This is a genomic window from Streptomyces sp. HUAS YS2 (genome assembly GCF_033343995.1).
GTDB lineage: Bacteria > Actinomycetota > Actinomycetes > Streptomycetales > Streptomycetaceae > Streptomyces > Streptomyces solicathayae.
Genome location: NZ_CP137573.1, coordinates 7,200,773 through 7,218,856, shown reverse-complemented (window position 1 = coordinate 7,218,856; position 18,084 = coordinate 7,200,773). Strand labels below are relative to the sequence as shown.

Here is an 18,084-nt window from a genome sequence, read left to right as displayed (position 1 = left end):
CGGGGGCAGGACACACCCATGGCACAGGGCACGGTCCAGGTGACGCACACCGGCACATCGCGGTGGCGGCGCCGCACGGGTGAGTACGCCTCCCTCGCCGCCGCCCTGGAGGCCGCGGCGGACGGCGACGTCCTCACGGTCGCCCCCGGCACCTACCGGGAGAACCTGGTGATCCGACGGGCCGTCACCCTGCGCGGCCCGGAGGGCCAGACCGGCTCGGTGCGGATCGCGCCGGTGGACGGAGTGCCGCTCACCGTACGCGCGTCCGCGACCGTCCAGGACCTGCACGTCGAGGGTCAGGACGCGGCGGCGCCCGCGCTGCTCGTCGAGGACGGCACCCCGGAGCTGCTCGGGCTGCGGATCGTGACCCGCTCGGCGGCCGGGCTCGAGGTGCGCGGGGCCGCCCGCCCCACCGTGCGCCGCTGCACCGTCGACAATCCGGCCGGCGTCGGGCTCGCGGTGCTCGACGGCGCGGGCGGGGTGTTCGAGGAGTGCGAGATCGTCTCCGCGGGCCAGTCCGGGGTCTCGGTGCGCGGAGCCGCCCATCCGCGGCTCGAACGCTGCCGGATCCACCACGCCTCGGGCGCGGGCATCACCGTGACCGGGGAGGGCAGCGCCCTGGAGGGCATCGGCTGCGAGGTGTACGAGATCAAGGGCACCGGCGTCCAGATCACCGCGCGCGGCACGGCCCACCTCACCGACTCCTCGGTGCACCGCACCTCCGCCGACGGCGTCACGCTCGACACCGACGCGGTGCTGAACCTCGCCGACTGCGACATCCACGACATCCCCGAGAACGCGGTCGACCTGCGCTCGCGCTCGGTGCTCACGCTGACCCGGTCGACCGTCCGCCGCTTCGGCCGCAACGGGCTCTCCGTGTGGGATCCGGGCACCCGGGTGGACGCCAACCAGTGCGAGATCCACGACAGTACGGGCGACTACCCGGCTGTGTGGGTCAGCGACGGCGCGACGGCCGTGCTCGACGCCTGCCGGGTCCACGACGTGCCGGACGCGCTGTTCGTGCTGGACCGCGGCTCGCGGGTCGACGTCGTCGACAGCGACCTGTCGCAGGTGCGCAACACGGCGGTGTCGGTCAGCGACGGAGCCTCGGCGCAGCTCGACGACTGCCGGATCCGGGAGGCCTCCACCGGGGCCTGGTTCCGGGACCACGGCAGCGGCGGCACGCTCGGCGGCTGCACCATCGACGCGGTGCAGACCGGCGTCATCGTCACCAAGGGCGCCGACCCGACGATCGACCGGGTCACGGTGACCTCGCCGGCCGAGGCCGGTTTCTACGTCTCGGCGGAGGGCCGCGGTTCGTTCCTGGGCTGCCGGGTGACCGGCAGCGGCGGGTACGGCTTCCATGTGATGGACGGCTGCCGCACCACGCTGCGCAAGTGCCGTACGGAGCGGTGCGCGCGCGGCGGTTACGAGTTCCCGCAGGACGGGCCGACCGTGGAGGACTGCACCAGTGACGAGAGCGGGGTGCGCAAGGCCCCGGCCGACACCGGAGGCGTGCTGACGGCGACGCAGACGAGCGGGTTGCTCGGCACGGTCCCCGCGCCGCGCTCCCCCGCCGTGGCGGCGCCCGCGCCGATCCCGGCCGCGGAGCCCCCGGCCGAGCCCGTCGGCGCGCGGTCCTCACAGGACGTGCTCGGCGAACTGGACGCGCTCGTGGGCCTGGACAGCGTCAAGCACGAGGTCCGCACGCTCACCAACATGATCGAGGTGGGCCGGCGGCGTCAGGAGGCCGGCCTGAAGGCGGCCTCGGTCCGCCGCCATCTGGTCTTCACCGGCAACCCGGGCACCGGCAAGACGACCGTGGCCCGGCTGTACGGCGAGATCCTCGCCTCGCTCGGCGTCCTGGAGCGCGGCCACCTGGTCGAGGTGTCCCGGGTCGACCTGGTCGGCGAGCACATCGGCTCGACGGCGATCCGCACCCAGGAGGCGTTCGACCGGGCGCGCGGCGGGGTGCTGTTCGTGGACGAGGCGTACGCGCTGTCCCCGGAGGACTCCGGACGGGACTTCGGGCGCGAGGCGATCGACACCCTGGTCAAGCTGATGGAGGACCACCGGGACGCGGTGGTCGTCATCGTGGCCGGGTACACGGCGGAGATGGAGCGGTTCCTGACCGTCAACCCCGGTGTGGCGTCCCGTTTCTCACGGACCATCTCGTTCAGCGACTACGTGCCGGACGAACTGCTGCGGATCGTCGGACAGCAGGCCGACGAGCACGAGTACCGGCTGGCCGAGGGCACGTCCGAGGCGCTGCTGAAGTACTTCACGGAGCTGCCGAAGGGCCCGGCGTTCGGCAACGGCCGGACCGCCCGGCAGACCTTCGAGTCGATGGTGGAACGGCACGCGGGCCGGGTCGCCGCGCTCGCCGAGGCGAGCACGGACGACCTGACCCTGCTCTACCCGGAGGACCTGCCCGAACTGCCGTGACCCTCGGAACTGCCGTGGCCCTCGGCCGGGCCCCGACCTCCTGAACCGCCCTGATCGGCTGGTTCGTCGGAGCGCTGCCGGGGCAGGGCCGGGGGCAACCGGTCGAGCAGGGCGGTCCGTTCGGCGGCGAACGCCGGGTCGGCCTGGTAGTCGGAGTGGCCGAGGACGGGTTCTGGCAGCGGGTGCGCGTGGTCACGGCCGTAGACCAGCGGGTCGAGCAGGGCGTCCCGGTCGACGGCCGGTTTGTCGCCGTCGGCGGGGACCCGGACCGGGCCGCCGATCGGGTCGGTCGCGCGGTACAGGTTGCGCCAGCAGTGCACCTCGCCGTGCAGGGCGCGCAACTGGTGCGGGCCGAAGTAGGCGGGGAACCAACGGCCGTAGAGCCGTTCCAGCGGGGAGCCGTAGGTGAGCAGCGCGACCCGGCGCCGGGTGTGGGCGGGCAGTTGCCAGACCGCGGCGGCGGCCAGCACACTGCCCTGGGAGTGGCCCGAGATCACCAGCCGGCCGCCGGTGGTGCGGGTCCACGAGCTCATCCGCCAGGTCAGGTCGGGCACGGCCCGCTCGGCGTAGCAGGGCGGGGCGAACGGGTGGGCGGCGCGCGGCCAGAAGGTGCCGACGTCCCACAGGATGCCGATGGTGCGGCGGGCGGAGGCGTCCTTGTAGGCGCGCCGGCCCCAGGTGACGAAGAGTATGAAGCCGAAGCCGATCAGCCAGGAGCCGGTGGCCTGGGCCGTGTCGGCGGCTGAGGCGATCACCGGGTGGGCGCCCTCGAAGGCCCGGCCGGGGACGTTCCCGCTGGACCAGGCGCCGGCCACGGCGCCCGCGCCGAGCAGCAGGGTGGCCCCGGAGACGATGCCGACGAGGCCGGGCGCGGCGTCGGTGAGTCCGGCGGCGGCGCGGGTCGAGGCGATGCGCCGGGTGCGGACGGGGTCGGGGGTCTCGACGCCGTAGTCGACGTCGACGGCGGCGGCGTACCGGCGGGCGGCCAGCGTGGTGCGGACGGCGAGGACCGCGCAGGGCACGACGAGGACGAGCAGCAGGACGGGGATGACCGACGCCTGCCAGCTGAGCAGCACCGGCGGGCCGACGATCCGGCCGCCGCCGGCGCCGGGGGTGCCGGGGCCGTCCAGCCAGTCGGCGACGCGCTGGGCGACGCCACCCGTCATGACGCCGCCGAGGGCGCAGGCGAGCATGGCGACGGCGGGGCCGCCGAGGCCGTACATGGCGGTGCGCGGATCCGGGTCGCTGCGGTATAGGGCCAGGGCGACGACGCCGAGGGCGACGACGAGCGCGCCCTGGGAGAGCACGAGGACGCCGAAGGTGGCGTCGCCGGGCAGGGTTCCGGCGGACTGCCAGCCGGGGCGGGACCAGGCGGCGTACACGAGGGCGGCGGCGAGCAGGATCAGCGAGACGGTGGGCAGCGCGGCGACGAGGGTGCGGTCGACGACGTGGTCGACCCGCTTCTCGCTGCGGCCGCGGCGGCACACCACCAAGAGGCAGACGAGACCGGCGGCCGCGAGGGCGGCCTCCAGCGTCCAGGCGAGTGCGGCGAGGGCCGTGCTCCCGGACTCCCGGTCGTGGCGGGCGGCCGCGCCGCACACCGCGGCGGCGACGGTGAGGAAGCCCGCGGCGGTGTGCGCGGCGCGCAGCCGGGCGACGAGCCGGCGGCCGTACCAGAAGCCGGGGCGGCCGAGTGCGGGGCGGGGCCGGGGCTCGCCTTCGGGGTCAGGGGTGCCGGGCGGCGGCGTGGCGACGTCGTCGTACCCGGTGGGCGGGCGCTGCGCCTCGTACGCGCTCCAGGTGCGGTTGGAGAGGTACCAGAGCAGGCCGACGAGGGCGACGGGCACGACGGCGGCGAGGGCGAGGCGGCGGCCGGGCTGCGACCACCAGCCGCCCCGGTCCGCGGCCAGGAAGCCGAGCCAGGAGCGGTCGACGACGCACGCCGTGGAGCCGGCGCACTGCCAGGCCGTCAGGTCGAGGGCGACCTCGCAGGCGGCGGCGGTGAGCAGCACGGTGAGGGTGAGGGCGAGCAGCCGCACCAGGACGCCGTACAGCCGGACGGTGCCGCGCCGGCCCCCGGCCGGCGGGCGCATCCAGTGCGCGAGGTTGGCGACCATGAACGGCAGGAGCAGCAGCCACAGGGCCCGGGTGCCGTTGCCGGAGGTGAGGTTGGACCAGCAGTAGGCCTCCGGGACCGGCTGTTCGGCGTAGCGCTCGGGGTGGTCCTCGGCGTCGAGGTCGGCGCCGCGGCGGTGCATGGCCGCGGTGGCGTCGCCGGTGATCCGGACGGTGCGCGGGTCGTCGAGCATGTCCTGCGGGGTGGCTCCGCCGACGCCGTGGACGAGCAGTTCGAGTGCCGCGCCCCCGCTCTGCGGGGCCGGTGTGGCAGGGGACACTTCGGTGACTCACTCTCTGGATGGGAGGATTCGACGGCAGGAACAGAATCGCGGATCGGCGCGGTCCCGCGCAGGGGTCGGCCGCCATCCGCACCAAATCCCCTCTGGAAGGACCGGCCCCGGCGGTGAGCGACAATCAGAACCTCCTCGCGGAGCAGCGGCGCGCCCTGATTCTCGACGAGGTACGGCGGCGTGGGGGCGTCCGGGTCAACGAACTGACCCGGCGGCTCAACGTTTCCGACATGACCGTGCGCCGGGATCTGGACGCGCTGACCCGGCAGGGTCTGGTGGAGAAGGTGCACGGCGGGGCGGTTCCGGTGGCCGAGCCGAGCACGCACGAGCCCGGGTTCGAGGCCAAGTCGACGCTGGAGCCGGGCGCGAAGGAGGACATCGCGCGGGCGGCCGCGGCGATGGCCGCTCCGGGCAGCGCGATCGCGCTGTCGGGCGGGACGACGACGTACACGCTGGCGCAGCACCTGCTCGAGGTGCCGGACCTGACCGTGGTGACGAACTCGGTGCGCGTCGCGGACGTGTTCCACGCGGCGCAGCCGCCGGGCCCGTCGGGAGCGGCGCGCCCCGGCGCGGCGACGGTGGTGCTGACCGGCGGGGTGCGGACGCCGTCGGACGCGCTGGTCGGGCCGGTCGCGGACCGGGCGATCGCCTCGCTCCACTTCGACGTGCTGTTCCTGGGGGTGCACGGGATCTCGGTGGAGGCGGGCCTGTCGACGCCGAACCTGGCCGAGGCGGAGACGAACCGGCGGCTGATGCGTTCGGCGCGCCGGGTCGTGGTGGTGGCCGACCACACCAAGTGGGGCACGGTGGGCCTGAGTTCGTTCGCGACGCTGGACGAGGTGGACACGCTGGTGACGGACGCGGGCCTGTCGTCGCGGACCCGCGCGGACATGGCGGAGCACGTACCGGGCCTGCTGGTGGCGGGGCCGGACGGACCGGTCGACGAGCCCGGGGCCGGGGTGTGACCCTCTTCCGGATCGAGCGGGCCACCGCGCTGGCGCCCGGCGAGGCGTGGCGCCGGCTGACGGACTGGCCGGCCCACGGGGAACGGGTGCCGTTCACCCGGACCCGGGTCCTCACGCCCGGCGGTACGGGGGTGGGCACGCGGTTCACGGCGCGCACCGGGATCGGGCGGGCGGGCTTCGACGACCCGATGGAGGTGGTCCGCTGGGAGCCGCCGAAGGCGGGGTCGCCGGGCGTGTGCCGCCTCGAGAAGCACGGCCGGACGGTGCTCGGCTGGGCCGTGATCGAGGTGCGCGAGGCACCGGGCGGCGGCAGCCGGGTGGTGTGGACGGAGGACCTGCGGCTGCGCGGACTGCCGCGCGCCGCCGACCCGTTGCTGAACGCGGCGGGACGGATGCTGTTCGGGCGGGCGATGGACGCGCTGCTGAGGGGCTGACGGCAGGGGGTCCCGCGAGGGGGCTCACGGGTGTCGCGCGATTCCCGGCAGGCGGGAATCCTCCCTGGGAATCTGACGGTGTGCCAGCTATGGTGTGCGGACTTTCGGCCCGCCCCTGGAGGTACGGTCCCATGCCCCGCCGACTCAGGCCCGTGGAACTCGACTTCGTCTCGTCCGCCCCCGTACGCCTGGAGTTCACGGCCGACCTGGCCGCTGCGCCGCCGGCCGTCTACACGGCACTGGCCGAGGAGTTGGAGAGCACCCCCGACTGGTTCGCCGCGGTGCTGTCCGCGACGCCGACCGACGGCGGTGCCGGCCGGACCGTACGCCTGCGCGGCGGGATCCGCTTCCAGGAGACGATCATGGCCGCCGAGCCGGGCGCCCGGTACGCCTACCGGATCGACGAGACCAACGCGCCCGGCGTGACGGCCATGCTGGAGGACTGGGTGCTCTCCCCCGCCGGGGCGGGCACCCGCGTACGCTGGACGATGGCCGTGGACGGGCCGGCCGCCTGCCGCCTGGTGATGCGGCTGGCCCGCCCGGGCGTCGGCAAGTCCTTCCGCGACGCGATGCGCGGCCTGGACCGGAAACTCACTCCGGCCAGGACCCCGTCGCCAGGAACCGGTCGATAGCGGCGGCGTACGGGGCGATGTCCAGGCCCTGTCCGGCCAGCCAGTCGTCCGAGTAGTACTTGTCGAGGTAGCGCTCGCCCGGGTCGCAGATCAGCGTCACCACGCTGCCGGTACGGCCCTCGGCGACCATCTCGGCGACGATCTTCAGCGCGCTCCACAGACCCGTGCCGGTCGAGCCGCCCGCCTTCCGGCCGATCGCGCCCTCCAGCGCGCGGACCGCGGCGACGCTCGCCGCGTCGGGTACCTTCATCATCCGGTCGATGGCGCCGGGCACGAAGCTGGGCTCCATGCGCGGCCGGCCGATGCCCTCGATGCGGGAGCCGCAGTCCGCGGTGGCCTCGGGGTCGTTGTGCGTCCAGCCGTCGAAGAAGCAGGAGTTCTCCGGGTCGGCGACGCAGATCCGGGTGTCGTGCTGCATGTAGTGCACGTAGCGGGCGATGGTCGCCGAGGTGCCGCCGGTGCCCGCGGTCGCCACGATCCAGGCCGGCTCGGGGTACCGCTCCAACCGGAGCTGCTGATAGATCGATTCGGCGATGTTGTTGTTGCCGCGCCAGTCGGTGGCCCGCTCGGCGTACGTGAACTGGTCCATGTAGTGCCCGCCGGTGCGTTCGGCGAGGGCGGCGGACTCCTCGTACATGGTGCGCGAGTCGTCGACGAAGTGGCACTGCCCGCCGTGGAATTCGATGAGCCGGCACTTCTCCGGGCTGGTGGTGCGCGGCATCACGGCGACGAACGGGACGCCGATGAGCTTCGCGAAGTACGCCTCGGAGACGGCGGTCGAGCCGCTGGACGCCTCGATGACCGGCTTTCCGGGGCGGATCCAGCCGTTGCACAGGCCGTACAGGAACAGCGAACGGGCCAGCCGGTGCTTGAGGCTGCCGGTGGGGTGCGTGGACTCGTCCTTCAGGTAGAGGTCGATGCCCCACTCGTCGGGGAGCGGGAAGCGCAGCAGGTGCGTGTCGGCGGAGCGGTTGGCGTCCGCCTGCACCTTGCGCACGGCCTCCTTCAGCCAGGCGCGGTACTCGGGGTCGCTGCGGTCCACGTCGATGGTGGCGGGCGCGGTGGCGGTGCCGGTGCGCGCCGGGTCTGCTGTGGTGCTCATGCGCTTCTCCTCGTCCTGTTCCCACTGCCGACGATAACTCCCCCACCTGCGCAAACGTTTGCTTTGGGGATCCATAGGAGTCGCTTGGGCGTGACCCCGGGGTCTGGTGCCGGGCGCGTTCGTTCGGCAGACTGACGGAGAAACCTGTGCGAAGGGGGCGGTGTGGCGATGGCGGAGCCGGAGTACAGCGCCAGGGGCGTACGGATCGCCCGCTGGCCGCGGTCGCTGACCCGGGCCGGCGAGGTCCGGATCGAGGACGGTCGGCTGGCCCTGCTCACCAGTTACGGCAGGGAGATCGACAGCGCGCCCGTCAAGGCCGTACGGGTGGGCCGGCCTTGGTTCGCGGGGCCGGACGACGCGGTCGCGACGGTGAACGGCACCCGGTACCGGCTCACGGCGGAGCCGGACCGCAGGGGCGGATTCCTGGAAGCGCTGAGGCGCGCCACCGACCGTCACTGACCGCCACCGACCGACGCCGCCGCTACCCACCGCCACCGACCGTCACCGACCAGCGGATCGTCGCCGCGAGTTGCGCGGTCGTGACGGTTGCCTCAGGCTGGGAGGCATCACTCAGGGTTCATGAGCGGTGACGCTGTGACCAAGCCGCCGCTTTGTACGAACAGCAGGCAGCTGACTGCTGGATCCGATCCTTCGTCTTCTTCCGGACCTATTTCGGGGAGTCGCAGCCGTGATCAGCGAACCGAGCAGGCACTGCACGGTAGAGGTACAGGCTCTGCCGTCGCGGATCGGTCAGGTCCGCAGAATCGTGTCCGCACATCTGCGGTACTGGCACCTGGACGCACTGATAGACCATGCGGCGCTCGGCGTGACCGAGCTGCTGACCAACGTCCACCGGCACGCACAGCCGGACAAGAAGTGCACCGTCGTGGTAGAGCTGCTGCTGGACCGCCTCACGGTCTCGGTCCACGACCACGACCCGAGGTTCCCTGCGCTCGACGGACCGGACCCCGTCGGCGCGGACGCCGACCCGTACGCCACGTCCGGACGCGGCCTCGCGATCATCGAGGCGGTCAGCGAGAGCTGGGGCGTCCGGCCGCAGGGAACGGGCAAGGTCGTCTGGTTCACCCTCCACGCCCCGGCCCTGGCGGTCACCGCGCCGCCGCGCCCGCACGCCGTGCACGGCGCGACCACCGACGGACCGTTCGCGGCCGCCGCGTTCGTCCCCGACGACGCACCGTTCGGCGAGCCCGCCGAGTCGCGGCGCGCCCACGCGACGGCCAGGTCCGCGGTGGCGGGCTGACGCTCGCCACCGCGGACCCGGCCCGGACGTCGCGCGGTCGTTCCGTCGCGATCGCTCCGTAGCGGTCGTTCCCGCGCGGTCACTCCGTCGCGATCGCCCGCAGCACGTCCAGGCGGGAGGCGCGGCGGGCCGGCCGCCAGGCGGCGAGCGCTCCGGCCGCGAGGCCGACCAGGGCGACGACCGCGAGCGGGAGCGGCGGCAGCGCGAAGGCGAACGGGCTGTCGCCCGCGCCCTCCGACGCCTCCACCAGGACCCACCCGAGGAAGCCGCCGAGGACCAGGCCGCCCACCGTGCCGAACGCGGCGACCAGCACGGACTCCCAGCGGACCATCGCCCGCAGCTGGGCCCGGGTCTGGCCGACGGCGCGCAACAGGCCGAGTTCCCGGGTCCGTTCGTGGACCGCGAGGGTCAGCGTGTTCGCGATGCCGAGCAGCGCGATCACGACGGCCAGCGCGAGGAGCGCGTAGACGAGGGTGAGCATCATGTCGATGCCGCCCGCCGACGCCTCGGCGTACTCGTCCCGGCTCTGCACCTCCGGGTTGCCGTACTGTGCCGCGACCGTCTCGACCGCCGCCCGGCCGTCGTCCGCGGCAACCCCGTCCTTCAGCGTGACGGAGACGAGCGTGTCGGCGTCCTGTGTCCGGTGCGGGGCCCAGGCCTCGCGGGTGACGACGTACGAACCGGCGAGTTCGGACTCCTGGTAGACGGCGCGGACGGTGAAGGTCCGCCGGCTTCCGTCGGTGAAGGCGAGTTCGGTGGTGTCGCCGGGTTCCAGTCCGACCTTGCCGGCCTCCGCGTCGGAGATCGCGATGCCGTTCGCACCGAGGCCGTCCAGGGATCCGCGTACGGTGCCGAGGTCGAAGGAACGGGAGAGCGTGGCCGGGTCGGTGACGGTCAGCGCCCGCCCCTCGCCGTCCACCTCGGCGACGCCCTTGCCCAGCCCGACCGCCGTCTCCACCTCGGGCAGCGCGGCGATCGCCGGGGCGAGCCGGGGGCTCAGCCCGCTGCCGCCGGCGCCGTACGCGGGCGTGGAGACGGCGAGGTCGCCGGCGAAGGAACGGGACACGGTGTCGTCCATGGTGGCCTTCAGGGACGCCCCGAAGACGGTGAACAGGGACACGACGGCGACGCCGATCATCAGCGCGGTCGCCGTGGCGGCGGTGCGGCGGGGGCTGCGCAGCGCGTTGCGGCGCGCCAGGCCGCGGGTGACGCCGCGCAGCGGTCCGCCGAGGACCCGTACCGCGACGGAAGAGGCGACCGGACCGAGGACGACGAACGCGGCGAGCACCAGCACCGCGCCGGTCCCGGCGAGCCAGATCGACGGGGTGACGAGCACGCCGGTCAGCGTGACGGCGAGGGCGACGGCCAGCAGCCCGGCCCCGGTCAGGGCGCGGCGGCGCGAGGCGCCGGAATCGTCCACGGCCGTCTCGCGCAGGGCTGCGAGCGGCGCGGTGCGGCCCGCCTTCACGGCGGGGAGCAGCGCGGAGCCGAGGCAGACCAGGAGTCCGACGGCGAACGGCAGCGCCAGCGACAGACCGCTGACGACGAGGTCACCCTCGGGGAACGGGAAGCCGACGGCCGGGAAGAGCGCCTGCAGACCCGCCGCCACCCCGATGCCGCCGAGGAGTCCGGCGGCGGAGGCGAGCACCGCGACGGCCGCGGCCTCGGCCAGTGTCGTGCCGACGACCTGCCGCCGGACCGCGCCGAGCGCCCGCAGCAGGGCGTTCTCGCGGGTGCGCTGGGCGACGACGATCGCGAAGGTGTTGTGGATCGAGAAGACCGAGACGAGCAGCGCGACGCCGCTGAACACCAGCAGGAAGACGGTGAAGAGGGTCAGGAACTGCCCGGAGATCATGTCGGTGTTCTCCTCGGCGGACTGCTGCCCGGTGATGGCCTCCACGCCCGCGGGGAGTACCGGGGCCAGCGCGTCGACCAGCTCCTGCTGCGAGGTTCCGGGACCGGCCCGGACGAGGATGCTCGCCGCTTCGCCGGGCTTCGGCGTGAGGTGCTTCTCCGCGTCGGCGCGGGTCATGCCGGTGTACGTCACCTGGGCCATGCCGTCCTCGCCGCCGAAGGTGGCCAGGCCGACGACGGTCACCCGGACCGGGTCGGGGGTGCGCAGCGTGGTCGTGTCGCCGATCTTCAGGCCACCGGTCTTCGCGGCGCCCCGGTTGACGACGACCTCGCCGGACTTCTGCGGGGCGCGCCCCTCGGCGAGCCGGTACGGGTTGAGCGCGGTGTCGCCGATCCAGTTGCCGGCCAGGGTCGGCGGGCCCTTGCCTCCGATGGGTTCGCCGTCGGCGGCGACGAGCTGGCCGGCGCCCTGGATCTGGGGTTCGGCGGCGGCCACGCCCGGGGTGTCGCGCAGCGTGCCGGCGAGGGAGGCGTCGACGGGCCGGCGGGTGCCCTGGCCCTCGCCGGCGACGGTGACCACGCTCGTGCTGCGCACGACGGCGTCGGTGCCGGCGGCGGCGCTGCCGAAGAGGGAGTCGAAGCTCGCGCGGAGCGTGTCGCCCATGACGAGGGTGCCGGTGAGGAACGCGACGCCGAGCAGGACGGCGGTGAAGGTGCCGGCGAAGCGCCGCTTGTGGGCGCGCAGCGAGGAGAGGCTGAGCCGGAGGGCGGCGAAGCGCCGGCCTCCGCCGCGGGCGGTGCGGGCGGTACTCATGACCGGCCTCCTCCCCGACCGTCGAAGGCCTTCATGCGGTCCAGGACGCGCTCCGCGGTGGGCGAGGGCATCCGGTCGACGAGCCGCCCGTCGGCGAGGAAGACCACCTCGTCGGCGTGGGCGGCGGCGACCGGGTCGTGAGTCACCATGACGACCGTGCGCCCGGTCCGCCGTACGGTGTCGCCGAGCAGCCGGAGCACCTCCTCGCCGGAGCGGGAGTCGAGGTTGCCGGTCGGCTCGTCGGCGAAGACGACGTCGGGCGTGCCGGCGAAGGCGCGGGCGACGGCGACGCGCTGCTGCTGCCCGCCGGACAGCTGGGCGGGCCGGTGGTGCAGCCGGTCACGCAGGCCGACGGTGTCGATCAGGGTGTCCAGCCGGGCCCGGTCCGGGGCGGTACCGGCGAGGTCGAGGGGCAGCGTGATGTTCTCGGCGACGGTGAGGGTGGGCAGGAGGTTGAACGCCTGGAAGACGAAGCCGACCCGCTCGCGGCGGAGCAGGGTGAGGCGGCGGTCGTCGAGCGTCGACAGGTCGGTGTCGCCGATCAGCGCGGAGCCGGAGGTGAGGGTGTCGAGTCCGGCGGCGCAGTGCATGAGGGTGGACTTGCCGGAGCCGGAGGGCCCCATGATCGCGGTGAACCGGCCGGCCGGGAAGTCGACGCTCACCCCGTCCAGGGCTCTCACCTCGGTGTCGCCGACGCCGTACACCTTCACGGCGTCGACGACCCGGGCGGCGGTGGCGGTACGCAGCGTGGTGGTGGTCATGCCGCACCGCCCTTGGGGCGCGTGACCCGGCCGAACTGCTCCTCCAGGACGGTGAGGCGGCGCCAGTACTCGTCCTCGTCGATCTCCCCGGCCGCGAAGCGGTGCCCGAGGAGGGCGATCGGCGACTGCTCGTCGTACGGGGGACGGCCGTCGTCGTGGCCGGGGCGGCCGAAAGGTCCGCGACGGCCGCGCCACACGGTGCGGCGCAGGACGGTGACGACGGTGACGATCACGGCGGCCCAGACCAGCGGGAAGAGAAGGACCCAGGGGGCGGGACCTGCATGCGCGAGGGTGTTCATCTCGGTCAGCTCCTTGCGGTTCGTTACTGCCGAGAGTCCCCCGCCGAGGGGGTCCGGGGCGTCGTACGGCCAGCGGCTTCGCGCGTACGACGTGGGGAGTAGAGCAGCGGATTCCGCCCTGCTCCGGATTCTGTACCTACTGGTATGTACAATCGGATCATGAGCACTCCCGAGCGACTGATCGAGGCCACCCGCGAGCTGCTCTGGGAGCGCGGCTACGTGGGCACCAGCCCGAAGGCGATCCAGCAGGCCGCGGGGGCCGGCCAGGGCAGCATGTACCACCACTTCACCGGGAAGCCGGACCTGGCGCTGGCCGCGATCCGGCGTACGGCCGAGGAGATGCGGGCCGCCGCCGAGGCCGTCCTCGAGGGCGGGACGTCGGCGTACGCGCGGATCGAGGCGTACCTGCGCCGCGAGCGCGACGTGCTGCGCGGCTGTCCGGTGGGGCGGCTGACGATGGACCCGGACGTGATGGGGAGCCCGGAGCTGCGCGCGCCGGTCCACGAGACGCTCGACCGGTTGCGCGGGCGGCTGGCCGGGATCGTCCAGGAGGGCCTGGACAGGGGCGAGTTGACCGGCCCCCTGGACCCGGCGGCGCTCGCCGCCACGATCGTGGCGACCGTGCAGGGCGGCTACGTACTGGCCCGCTCCTCGGGGTCGCCCGAGGCCTTCGACACCGCGGTCGACGGACTGCTCATGCTGCTGTCGGCCCACAAGGGCCCTTCTTCGTAAGGGAGTTCACCACCGTGCATGCCATGCAGTACGAGATCACCCTGCCCGCCGACTACGACATGGGAATCATCCGCGAGCGGGTGGCGACCCGCGGGCATCTGCTCGACGACTTCGCCGGGCTCGGCCTCAAGGCGTATCTGGTCCGTGAGCGGGCGGACGGCTCGCCCGTCGATCAGTACGCCCCGTTCTACCTCTGGGTCGCACCCGAGGCCATGAACTCCTTCCTCTGGGGCCCCGGTTTCCAGGGGATCGTGAACGACTTCGGCCGCCCGGTCGTCCAGCACTGGACGGGTGTCGGGTACGCGGAGGGGCCTGCGGCCGCGAGCGCGCCGCGGTCGGCGACGCGCCGCCGGAGCCCGATACCGGAGGGCGCACCGCCCGCGGCGGCGGTCGGGGAGGCGCTGGAACGGCTCGAGTCGGCGGTGCGGGCGGACGGGGTGGTGGCGAGCGCGGTCGCCGTCGATCCGCGCCACTGGGAGCTGTTGACCTTCACGCTGTGGGCGGCGGAACCGCCGACGGACGCGGGTGAGCGGTTCCGGGTGCTGCACCTGTCGGCCCCGGAGCGCTCCTCGCTGCCCCGGGGCCGACACTGGTGACGGATCGTCAGCCGACGGGGACGAGCGTCAGGTAGGTGATGCCGAGGATGCCGCGGTAGCCCATCCAGCCGGCGCGCTGGCGGTCGACGCGGGCGCGGGTCTCGTCCGCGAGGGGGTGGTCGGGGTGGGCGGCGAGCCAGACCTCGGTGTCGTACCGGTAGCCGGACTCGAACTCCTCCCACTCCTCGCGGCCCGCCGTCTCGATCCATGCGGGACGGAAGCCGGCCTCGATGGCGAGGTCGACCAGTTCGGGCAGCAGGAAGTGGTCCGCGGCCGTGGCGCCCGGCCACATGCGGGCCAGCTCGTCGTCGGTCGGGGTGCGCTCCCAGAATCCCTCGCCGAGCACGACCCGGCCACCGGGGCGGACGAGGCGGCGCAGTTCGCTCAGGGCGGCCGCGGGGTCGTGCGGCAGGCCGGGGTCGCACAGGGCCTGGCTGGACCCGAGGCAGAGGATCGCGTCGACCGGTCCGCGCGTGGTGCCGAGCGCGGACTCCTCGACGAACTCGACGCGGTTGGCGAGCCCGCGCTCCTTCGCCACGAGCCGGCCGCGGGCCAGGTCCTCGGCGTTGATGTCGATCCCGACACCGGTGGAACCGGGCGCGGCCTCCAGCGTGCGCAGCAGCAACTCGCCCCAGCCGCAGCCGATGTCGAGGACGGTGGCGGGCGAGGCGGCGGCCAGCCGCTCGATCATGCGGGTCGCGCGTGACTCCGAGAGCGGGCCGTGGAAGGTGAGGCTGCCGAGGCGCGGAGGAAGATCATGGTCGGTCATGAACCGGACCGTAGCGGTGCGGCGAAGCCCAGGCCAGCGGTTTACGCTCATGCCTCCTTGCGGCCGAGCGCGCCGAGCGGGTCGTCGAGCACCGGCTGCCAGGCCAGTTCGGCGGCGCCGACGAGGCTGTTGTGGTCCAGGGTGCAGGGCAGGATCGGCACGCCGCCGCTGCGGCCCCACAGACTGCGGTCGGCGACGACGGCGCGCAGGCGCTCCGGGTCGGCGTCGAGCAGTTCGCGGTGCAGGCCGCCGAGGATGATGCGGTCCGGGTTGAGGATGTTGACCAGGCCCGCGAGCCCGAGGCCGAGCCGGTCGATCAGCTCCTCGGTGGCCGCCCGCACACCGGGGTCGTCCGGCCGGGTACGGAGCAGGTCACGGGACTGGGCGAGCAGCGAGACTTCCGGACCGGGGTCGCGGCCGGCCGCGACGAGAAAGGCCAGCGGGTCGGTCTCGACGTCCAGGCAGCCGCGGCTGCCGCAGTAGCAGGGGCGGCCGTCGGGGTTCACGGTGAGGTGCCCGACCTCGAGCGCCAGGCCCGAACTACCGGTGTGCAGGCGGCCGTCCAGGACGAGCGCGCCGCCGACGCCGCGGTGGCCGGTGGCCACGCACAGCAGGTGCTGCGCGCCTCGGCCCGCGCCGTGGCGGTGCTCGGCCAGGGCGGCGAGGTTCACGTCGTTGCCGGTGAACGCGGGGCCCTCGATGCCGGCGGCCCGTACCTGCTCGGCGAAGATCTCGCGGACCGGCGCCCCGGCGGGCCAGGCCAGGTGGAGCGGGTTGAGGGCGGTGCCCTCGGGTTCGGCGACGGCGGACGGCGCGGCGAGCCCGGCGCCGACGCAGCGACGGCCGCTCGCACGGAGCAGCTCCGCGCCGGCCCCGACGACCTCGCCGAGCACCTGCGCCGGGTCCTCGGAGACGGTGACACAGCCGGGCGCGGTCGCGACGATCCGGCCGCCGAGGCCCACGAGGGCGGCGCGGAAGCCGTCCGCGTGCACCTGGGCGGCGAGCACGACCGGTCCGTTGTCGTCGACGGCGAGGCGGTGCGAGGGTCGGCCCTGGGAGCCGGCGGCGGCGCCGGGGTTGGAGTCGACCCGGATGAGCCCGAGGGCCTCCAGTTCGGCGGCCACGGCTCCGGCGGTGGCGCGGGTGACGCCCAGCTCGGCGGTGAGCACGGCGCGGGTCGGGGCGCGTCCGGTGTGCACGAGTTCCAGCGCGGGCCCGAGTGCGCTGCGGCCCCTGTCCAGCCGTGTCCGGGTCGTGGTCGCCTTGCCGTTCATGAAGGCGAGTCTCCCATGATCGGCCGCCTCGGTTCCCGCCCCGGGGGTACGAACCGGGGCACGGGGGTCGTACGGGACCGGTGCGGGGCCCTCCTGGCGAGTGCGGTCAGCCGCCGTGGCCCGGGCAGGAGTCCTCGCCGAGGGCGCTGACGTTCTCGGCCGGCGGGCAGTCGGGGATCCAGCCCATGTCGGCCGGATCCGCACCCGTGCTCTTCTGCAGGAAGTCCGGCCATTCCACCGTGGCCGCCCTGGCGCCGGCGCCCGGATCGTGCTCCTCGCCGGCGACGGCAGGGCCCGCTCCGAGCCCGACCAGGGCCGCGGCGATCACCACGGCGGCCGATACGTGGCCGCGGATCATGCCCCCTCCCCCTTCTCCCGAGGTGCTTCCGGGGGAGTCTCACACCCAGCGCCGCCGAGTGGCGCCTCGCACGTCAGAGGGTGACGAGTTGAATCCGCGGCGGGCTCACCCCTATCCTCCTTTTGTGCCGCTACTAAACAAAGTCGCGACGGCCGTTCCGGGGGGCCTTGGCGGAGACACCGCAGCGCCCTCCCTGTCCCGCCTCCGCTCCGCCCTCACCCTGTTCTTCGCACTCGACGGCTTCCTCTTCGCCGGCTGGGTGGTCCGCATCCCGGCCATCAAGCAGCAGACCGGCGCCTCCTCGGCCGACCTCGGCCTCGCCCTGCTCGGCGTCTCGGCCGGCGCGGTCGTGACCATGACGCTGACGGGCCGGCTCTGCCGGCGGTTCGGCAGCCACCCGGTCACCGTCGTCACCGCGGTCCTCCTCTCGCTCAGCATCGCGCTGCCCGCCCTCACCCGCTCACCGCTCGCCCTGGGCCTGGTCCTGCTGGTCTTCGGAGCCGCGTACGGCGGCATCAACGTGGCGATGAACAGCGCGGCGGTCGACCTCGTCGCGGCGCTGCGACGGCCCGTGATGCCCGGATTCCACGCCGCGTTCAGCCTCGGCGGCATGCTCGGCGCGGGCCTCGGCGGGCTCGTCGCCGGTTCCGTCTCCCCCACCGCGCACCTCCTCGGCCTGACGCTCGCCGGTCTCCTCCTCACCGCGCTGGGCGGGCCGACCCTGCTGCGCCGTCCCTCCCCCGCGCCGCCGGAGTCCGTCGCCGCCCCGGCGACGGGCGGGCGACCCGCCGCCGCACCCGGGGCGCGCGTAACCGTCCTCGTCCTCGGCGTGATCGCGCTGTGCACGGCGTACGGCGAGGGCGCACTCGCCGACTGGGGCGCGCTCCACCTGGAGCAGGACCTGCACGCCCGTCCGGGCGTCGCCGCGGCCGGGTACGCGGTGTTCGCGCTGACCATGACCGCCGGCCGGCTCTCCGGTACGGCGCTGCTCGAACGCCTCGGCCAGACCCGCACGTTGGTGGCGGGTGGCGCGACGGCCGCGGCCGGCATGCTGCTGGGCGCGCTCGCCCCGAGCGTGTGGGCCGCGCTGCTGGGATTCGCGGTCACGGGCCTCGGGCTGGCCAACATCTTCCCGGTCGCGGTGGCGCGCGCCGGCGCGATCGCCGGCCCGTCCGGGGTCGCGACCGCTTCCACGCTCGGCTACGGCGGGATGCTCCTGGGCCCGCCGTCGATCGGCCTCCTGGCCGACCGCTTCTCGCTGCCGGCCGCCCTGACGACGGTCGCCGTCCTCGCGGCGGGCGCGGCGCTGATCGGCTTCGCCACCCGCGACACCGCCACAGGCTGAACGGCCCACGGCATGATGAGTAGTCCTACTCAGGT

Annotated in this window: 17 protein-coding genes; 9 read left to right on the top strand and 8 right to left on the bottom strand. The window is 74.3% G+C overall.

Annotated features, from left to right (window positions below; genetic code table 11):
- Positions 1–18: 18 nt before the first annotated feature.
- Positions 19–2,445: a right-handed parallel beta-helix repeat-containing protein gene (locus R2D22_RS33055; RefSeq protein ID WP_318108773.1), complete on the top strand. Its 2,427-nt coding sequence runs from the start codon at positions 19–21 to the stop codon at positions 2,443–2,445.
- On the opposite strand, the gene R2D22_RS33050 is transcribed toward R2D22_RS33055, so the two are convergent.
- Positions 2,415–4,841, bottom strand: coding sequence for a hypothetical protein (locus R2D22_RS33050; RefSeq protein WP_318108771.1), 2,427 nt, complete (start codon positions 4,839–4,841; stop codon positions 2,415–2,417). The two genes, R2D22_RS33055 and R2D22_RS33050, sit on opposite strands and share 31 nt — an antisense overlap.
- A 125-nt stretch (positions 4,842–4,966) precedes the next feature.
- Between R2D22_RS33050 and R2D22_RS33045 the strand changes: the two genes are divergently transcribed.
- The 3 genes from R2D22_RS33045 to R2D22_RS33035 all read left to right on the top strand — a co-directional run bounded on the left by R2D22_RS33045 (position 4,967) and on the right by R2D22_RS33035 (position 6,884).
- Positions 4,967–5,818, top strand: a complete 852-nt coding sequence (locus R2D22_RS33045; RefSeq protein ID WP_318108769.1) for a DeoR/GlpR family DNA-binding transcription regulator — start codon at positions 4,967–4,969, stop codon at positions 5,816–5,818.
- Positions 5,815–6,252: an SRPBCC family protein gene (locus tag R2D22_RS33040; protein WP_318108768.1), complete on the top strand. Its 438-nt coding sequence runs from the start codon at positions 5,815–5,817 to the stop codon at positions 6,250–6,252. Before R2D22_RS33045 ends, R2D22_RS33040 begins: the two co-directional genes overlap by 4 nt.
- A 131-nt stretch (positions 6,253–6,383) precedes the next feature.
- The gene (locus tag R2D22_RS33035; RefSeq protein ID WP_318108767.1) at positions 6,384–6,884 is read left to right on the top strand and encodes an SRPBCC family protein; all 501 of its coding nucleotides are present in this window, start codon (positions 6,384–6,386) and stop codon (positions 6,882–6,884) included.
- On the opposite strand, the gene cds1 is transcribed toward R2D22_RS33035, so the two are convergent.
- A complete protein-coding gene (cds1, locus tag R2D22_RS33030; protein WP_318108765.1) occupies positions 6,844–7,986 on the bottom strand; it encodes an L-cysteine desulfhydrase Cds1 in 1,143 nt (380 codons plus the stop codon). The two genes, R2D22_RS33035 and cds1, sit on opposite strands and share 41 nt — an antisense overlap.
- Positions 7,987–8,154: 168 nt before the next feature.
- On the opposite strand from cds1, the gene R2D22_RS33025 reads away from it, so the two are divergent.
- The gene (locus R2D22_RS33025; RefSeq protein ID WP_318108763.1) at positions 8,155–8,445 is read left to right on the top strand and encodes a hypothetical protein; all 291 of its coding nucleotides are present in this window, start codon (positions 8,155–8,157) and stop codon (positions 8,443–8,445) included.
- A 229-nt stretch (positions 8,446–8,674) separates the two neighbouring features.
- Positions 8,675–9,247 carry an ATP-binding protein gene (locus R2D22_RS33020; RefSeq protein ID WP_318108762.1) on the top strand — a complete coding sequence of 191 codons (573 nt, stop codon included), beginning with the start codon at positions 8,675–8,677 and terminating at the stop codon, positions 9,245–9,247.
- Between the two features lie 79 nt (positions 9,248–9,326).
- Here the strand turns inward: R2D22_RS33020 and R2D22_RS33015 are convergent, their stop codons facing one another.
- Genes R2D22_RS33015 through R2D22_RS33005 form a run of 3 tightly spaced genes read right to left on the bottom strand, consistent with a single transcriptional unit; the run spans position 9,327 to position 12,975 of the window.
- Complete coding sequence (locus R2D22_RS33015) at positions 9,327–11,915, bottom strand: ABC transporter permease (RefSeq protein ID WP_318108761.1); 2,589 nt, start codon at positions 11,913–11,915, stop codon at positions 9,327–9,329.
- A complete protein-coding gene (locus R2D22_RS33010) occupies positions 11,912–12,676 on the bottom strand; it encodes an ABC transporter ATP-binding protein (protein WP_318108759.1) in 765 nt (254 codons plus the stop codon). The genes R2D22_RS33015 and R2D22_RS33010 overlap by 4 nt, the downstream gene beginning before the upstream one ends.
- Complete coding sequence (locus R2D22_RS33005) at positions 12,673–12,975, bottom strand: SHOCT domain-containing protein (RefSeq protein WP_318108758.1); 303 nt, start codon at positions 12,973–12,975, stop codon at positions 12,673–12,675. Before R2D22_RS33005 ends, R2D22_RS33010 begins: the two co-directional genes overlap by 4 nt.
- 159 nt (positions 12,976–13,134) lie before the next feature.
- On the opposite strand from R2D22_RS33005, the gene R2D22_RS33000 reads away from it, so the two are divergent.
- Both R2D22_RS33000 and R2D22_RS32995 read left to right on the top strand, forming a co-directional pair.
- The gene (locus R2D22_RS33000) at positions 13,135–13,707 is read left to right on the top strand and encodes a TetR/AcrR family transcriptional regulator (protein ID WP_318108757.1); all 573 of its coding nucleotides are present in this window, start codon (positions 13,135–13,137) and stop codon (positions 13,705–13,707) included.
- A gap of 14 nt (positions 13,708–13,721) precedes the next feature.
- Positions 13,722–14,303: a DUF4865 family protein gene (locus R2D22_RS32995; protein WP_318108755.1), complete on the top strand. Its 582-nt coding sequence runs from the start codon at positions 13,722–13,724 to the stop codon at positions 14,301–14,303.
- Positions 14,304–14,310: 7 nt separating this feature from the next.
- Here R2D22_RS32995 and R2D22_RS32990 read toward each other — a convergent pair whose 3' ends face one another.
- From R2D22_RS32990 to R2D22_RS32980, 3 genes are all read right to left on the bottom strand, one after another.
- A complete protein-coding gene (locus R2D22_RS32990; protein ID WP_318108753.1) occupies positions 14,311–15,072 on the bottom strand; it encodes an SAM-dependent methyltransferase in 762 nt (253 codons plus the stop codon).
- A gap of 47 nt (positions 15,073–15,119) precedes the next feature.
- Positions 15,120–16,346: an ROK family protein gene (locus R2D22_RS32985; protein WP_318108752.1), complete on the bottom strand. Its 1,227-nt coding sequence runs from the start codon at positions 16,344–16,346 to the stop codon at positions 15,120–15,122.
- A gap of 106 nt (positions 16,347–16,452) precedes the next feature.
- Complete coding sequence (locus R2D22_RS32980; RefSeq protein WP_318108750.1) at positions 16,453–16,704, bottom strand: hypothetical protein; 252 nt, start codon at positions 16,702–16,704, stop codon at positions 16,453–16,455.
- A 124-nt stretch (positions 16,705–16,828) separates the two neighbouring features.
- On the opposite strand from R2D22_RS32980, the gene R2D22_RS32975 reads away from it, so the two are divergent.
- Positions 16,829–18,049, top strand: coding sequence for an MFS transporter (locus R2D22_RS32975; RefSeq protein ID WP_318108749.1), 1,221 nt, complete (start codon positions 16,829–16,831; stop codon positions 18,047–18,049).
- Positions 18,050–18,084 lie beyond the last annotated feature (35 nt).

Excerpts from the sequence above, each read along its gene's own strand:
- R2D22_RS33025 (WP_318108763.1), top strand. The coding sequence starts at position 8,155 with ATGGCGGAGCCGGAGTACAGCGCCAGGGGCGTACGGATCGCCCGCTGG.
- R2D22_RS33055 (WP_318108773.1), top strand. The coding sequence starts at position 19 with ATGGCACAGGGCACGGTCCAGGTGACGCACACCGGCACATCGCGGTGG.
- R2D22_RS32985 (WP_318108752.1), bottom strand. The coding sequence starts at position 16,346 with ATGAACGGCAAGGCGACCACGACCCGGACACGGCTGGACAGGGGCCGC.
- cds1 (WP_318108765.1), bottom strand. The coding sequence starts at position 7,986 with ATGAGCACCACAGCAGACCCGGCGCGCACCGGCACCGCCACCGCGCCC.
- R2D22_RS33035 (WP_318108767.1), top strand. The coding sequence starts at position 6,384 with ATGCCCCGCCGACTCAGGCCCGTGGAACTCGACTTCGTCTCGTCCGCC.
- R2D22_RS32990 (WP_318108753.1), bottom strand. The coding sequence starts at position 15,072 with ATGACCGACCATGATCTTCCTCCGCGCCTCGGCAGCCTCACCTTCCAC.
- R2D22_RS33000 (WP_318108757.1), top strand. The coding sequence starts at position 13,135 with ATGAGCACTCCCGAGCGACTGATCGAGGCCACCCGCGAGCTGCTCTGG.
- R2D22_RS33005 (WP_318108758.1), bottom strand. The coding sequence starts at position 12,975 with ATGAACACCCTCGCGCATGCAGGTCCCGCCCCCTGGGTCCTTCTCTTC.
- R2D22_RS33015 (WP_318108761.1), bottom strand. The coding sequence starts at position 11,915 with ATGAGTACCGCCCGCACCGCCCGCGGCGGAGGCCGGCGCTTCGCCGCC.
- R2D22_RS33010 (WP_318108759.1), bottom strand. The coding sequence starts at position 12,676 with ATGACCACCACCACGCTGCGTACCGCCACCGCCGCCCGGGTCGTCGAC.
- R2D22_RS32980 (WP_318108750.1), bottom strand. The coding sequence starts at position 16,704 with ATGATCCGCGGCCACGTATCGGCCGCCGTGGTGATCGCCGCGGCCCTG.